This window comes from Mizugakiibacter sp., from assembly GCF_039680435.1.
Lineage (GTDB): Bacteria > Pseudomonadota > Gammaproteobacteria > Xanthomonadales > Rhodanobacteraceae > Mizugakiibacter.
Genome location: NZ_JBDKSX010000075.1, coordinates 1 through 3,720, shown reverse-complemented (window position 1 = coordinate 3,720; position 3,720 = coordinate 1). Strand labels below are relative to the sequence as shown.

5 protein-coding genes and 1 tRNA gene are annotated in these 3,720 nt (G+C 72.6%); 2 read left to right on the top strand and 4 right to left on the bottom strand.

Annotated features, from left to right (window positions below; translation table 11 throughout):
* Positions 1-34 precede the first annotated feature (34 nt).
* Positions 35-523 carry a 2-amino-4-hydroxy-6-hydroxymethyldihydropteridine diphosphokinase gene (gene folK, locus ABFC67_RS07810; RefSeq protein WP_346737435.1) on the bottom strand — a complete coding sequence of 163 codons (489 nt, stop codon included), beginning with the start codon at positions 521-523 and terminating at the stop codon, positions 35-37.
* Positions 524-526: 3 nt separating this feature from the next.
* Positions 527-1,912, bottom strand: a complete 1,386-nt coding sequence (pcnB, locus tag ABFC67_RS07805) for a polynucleotide adenylyltransferase PcnB (protein WP_346737434.1) — start codon at positions 1,910-1,912, stop codon at positions 527-529.
* An 83-nt stretch (positions 1,913-1,995) separates the two neighbouring features.
* Here pcnB and ABFC67_RS07800 point away from each other — a divergent pair.
* Both ABFC67_RS07800 and fdxA read left to right on the top strand, forming a co-directional pair.
* Positions 1,996-2,071 (top strand) — tRNA-Glu (locus ABFC67_RS07800).
* Between the two features lie 47 nt (positions 2,072-2,118).
* Complete coding sequence (gene fdxA, locus ABFC67_RS07795; RefSeq protein ID WP_346737433.1) at positions 2,119-2,442, top strand: ferredoxin FdxA; 324 nt, start codon at positions 2,119-2,121, stop codon at positions 2,440-2,442.
* A 69-nt stretch (positions 2,443-2,511) separates the two neighbouring features.
* On the opposite strand, the gene ABFC67_RS07790 is transcribed toward fdxA, so the two are convergent.
* Positions 2,512-3,060, bottom strand: a complete 549-nt coding sequence (locus ABFC67_RS07790; protein WP_346737432.1) for a hypothetical protein — start codon at positions 3,058-3,060, stop codon at positions 2,512-2,514.
* Between the two features lie 23 nt (positions 3,061-3,083).
* A partial coding sequence (locus ABFC67_RS07785; RefSeq protein ID WP_346737431.1) for a dihydrodipicolinate synthase family protein occupies positions 3,084-3,720 on the bottom strand: 637 nt, incomplete at its 5' end.

The following is a 3,720-nucleotide window of genomic DNA, read 5'->3' as shown; positions in this document are numbered from 1 at the left end:
AACCGCGGATTATCGGCGGCGCGCTCGGCGCCGCTCAAGCGTCGGCCAGCGGCACGCAGCCGCTGGCGTCGACGCGCGCCAGCAGCGCATCGACGCGGCCCTGCCCCGGCACATGGAGGCTGGGTGCCAGGTCCGCAAGCGGGCGCAGCACGAAGGCGCGCTCGGCGAGGCGCGGATGCGGCAGGGTCAGGTCATCCTCGCGCAGCACCCGGTCGCCGTACAGCAGCAGGTCGAGGTCGAGCGTGCGCGGCCCCCAGCGCGGTCCGCTGCGGTCGCGGCCGCACGCCCGCTCGATCCCCAGCAGCGCCTGCAGCAGCGCCTGCGGCGACAGCTCCGTCTCCAGCGCGGCCACGGCGTTGACGAACGCTGGCTGCTCGGCGATGCCCCACGGCGGCGTCAGGTACAGCGGCGAGCGCCGCAGCAGGCGGGTTTGCGGCAGTCCGGCCAGCGCACCGAGGCCGCGCAGCACCTGTGCGCGCGGGTCGCCGAGGTTGCTGCCGAGCGCGACGTAGGCCGGCGTCACGCGTCAGTCCGCGGCGGCGCCGCCCGCCGCGGAGGGGCTGCGCCGCCGGCGCCGCCGGCGCTTCTTCGCCACCGCCGCCGGCGCGGCTTCGGACAGGGTCGCGGCCGGCTCGACGGACGGCTCCGCCTGCTGCACCTGCGCCAGCGATTGCGCGACCTGCTCGTGGGTCGCGCCCTGCGCCCAGGTCCACCAGTCGCCGACCTGGCGCTGGTAGTCGGATTCGGCGGCGCGCAGCAGCAGGAAATCGTAGGCGGCGCGGAAGCGCGGATGCGTCAGCAGGCGAAACACGCGCTTCCTGGCGAATTGCGTGAAGCGCGGTTGCAGCGCCCAGATTTCCTCCATCACCTGCGCGAAGCGGCGCGGGATCGCCACCCGCGTGGACTGCTCGGCGACCACGCGATGCGCGGCGCGCTGCCAGGCCAGCGTCGGCTCGACGCCGGCGGCGACCTCGGCCTCGGCCGCATCGCGCACTTCGCCCCACAGCAGCACCGCGAACAGGAACGCCGGTGTCACCGGCTTGCCTTCGCGCACGCGCGCATCGGTGTTGGCGAGCCCGGCCTCGATCAGGCGGCGCACCGCATGGTCGGCGTCGCGCGCCAGCACGCGCGCGGCCACCGGGAACAGGTGCTGCAGCAGGCCGTAGCGTTCCAGCTCGCGGAAGCTCTGCAGTCCGTAGCCGGCGAGGAACATCTTCAGCGACTCGTCGAACAGGCGCGCCGGCGGCGCCTCGCCCAGCAGGTCGCCCAGCGCGGCGAACGGCGCGACCGCGCTCGGGTGGATGCGGAACTCCAGCTTGGCCGCCAACCGTACCGCGCGCAGCATGCGCACCGGATCCTCGCGGTAGCGCTGCTCCGGGTCGCCGATCAGGCGCAGCACGCGGTCGTGCAGGTCGTCGATGCCGCCGACGTAGTCGAGCACGCTGAAGTCGCCGATGTCGTAGTACAGCGCGTTGACGCGGAAGTCGCGGCGCAGCGCGTCCTCCTCGATCGTGCCCCAGACGTTGTCGCGGAGGATGCGGCCGTCGACGATGTGGCGGTCGCCGTTTTCCTCGCCGTCGCCGGTGCCGCGGAAGGTGGCGACCTCGACGATTTCCGGCCCGAAGATCACGTGCGCCAGGCGGAAGCGGCGGCCGATCAGCCGGCAGTTGCGAAACAGCTTCTTGACCTGTTCCGGCGTGGCGTCGGTGGCGACGTCGAAATCCTTGGGGTGTCCGCCGACCAGCAGGTCGCGCACCGCGCCGCCGACCAGGCAGGCGCGATGGCCGGCCTCGTGCAGGCGGTACAGCACGCGCAGCGCGCCCTGGCTGATGTCCTTGCGTGAGAGGGTGTGCTGGTCGCGCGGAATCACGCGGAGCGCGATCGGCGCATTCGTCCTGGACTCTGAACTCAAGGCCTCGTTCCCTTGATGGCGGGCCGCCGGGGCGTTGCCCGGCATTTCGATTCCGCTATACTAGCGCGCCTTCGCCGCACCGCGCTCCCTTCGTCTAGCGGTCTAGGACACCGCCCTCTCAAGGCGGGAACACGAGTTCGAGTCTCGTAGGGAGCGCCACTTTCCGGCACGCGGCGCATCGTCATCCCCAGGCCAGCGCAGCGCACATGACCTTCGTCGTCGTCGACAACTGCATCAAGTGCAAGTACACCGACTGCGTCGAGGTCTGCCCCGTCGACGCGTTCCACGAAGGCCCGAACTTCCTCGCGATCGATCCGGACGAGTGCATCGACTGCACCCTGTGCGAGCCGGAATGCCCGGCCAACGCGATCTTCCCCGAAGACGACGTGCCGGCCGGCCAGGAGCAGTTCGTCGCGCTGAACGCCGAACTGGCCAAGGCCTGGCCGGTGATCACCGAACGCAAGGACGCGCCCGCCGACGCCAAGGACTGGGACGGCAAGCCGGACAAGCTGCCGCTGCTGCAGCGCTGAATGCGGCCGGGGCTGCAGCCCCGAACCGCCTGCCTGGAGTCGCGGCCACGGCCGCTCCCGTCCGATCGCTCAGCCCAGCCGCGCCTTCAGCGCCGTCAGCAGCTGCTGCACGGCGGCGCGGTCGCCTTCGAGCTGCACCTTGCTGCCGCTGCCTTCGGCGCCGACCGTCACGCTGACGTTGCCGGTGACCGTCTCGGTCTTCTTGCGCGAGAACAGGCGATGGAAGAATCCCCCCTGCTTCTCGTGGACGACGGTGGTCTGCACCGCGACCTGGTAGCTGTGCGCGGCGGCATCGCGCGCGACGACCGTGCCGACGCCGGCGCGTTCCAGCGCAAGGCCGACGCGGCGATAAGCGCTCTCCACGTCGTCGGTCACGCTCAAGCTGTCGCCCACGCCGGCGCTCGGCGGCGCACCGGCGGCGGCCGGCGCGGCCGCGGCGGCATCGCCGGCCGGCGGCACCACCAGCTGCGCGCTGGTCGGTGGCGTGTCGAGGTCGGGCGGCACCTCCAGCGGGCGCTCCTCGACCGCGCGCTCCCACGCGCTGTTCTTGTGGTGGAACAGGCTGCAGCCGGACAGCAGCAGCGCGGCGAAGGCGGCGGCGACGAGCAGTTTCTTCATCGAGAGGGGTTTCCGTTGCGAAATCATGCGGCGGTTGCCAGCGGGACGAGACGGCCCAGCGCCTCGCGCAGTCGCGCGCGCGCCGGGCCGGGCGCAAGTTCGATCAGCGGCAGCCGCAGACCGGCGCCGCACAGGCCGAGTTCGGCCAGGCCGGCCTTGACCGGAATTGGGTTGGGCGCGCAGTTGAGTGCTTCGATCAGCGGCGCGAGTTCCGCCGCGCGACGTGCGAGCGCGGCGCGATCGCCGCCGCGAGCGGCGTCGCACAACGCGCGGAACGCGCGCGGCACCAGGTTGTTGACGACCGAGACCACGCCCGCCGCGCCGGCCGCGAGCGCCGCCGCGGCGGTGCCGTCGTCGCCGGACAGGAACGCGAAATCGGAACGCGCCAGCGCGGCGACATCGCGGATGCGCTCGGCGTCGGCGCGCGCCTCCTTGACCGCGACGATCGCGGGATGGTCGCGCAGCGCGGCCAGCGTCTCCGGCAGCAGGTCGCAGCCGGTGCGCGCGGGCACGTTGTAGACGATCACCGGCAGGCCACCCTGGTCGGCGACTTCGAGGTAGTGGCGACGCAGGCCTTCCTGGGTCGGGCGCACGTAGTAAGGCGTGACCACCAGCGCGGCGTCGGCACCCAGTTCGCGCGCGCGGCGCGTCAGCGCGACG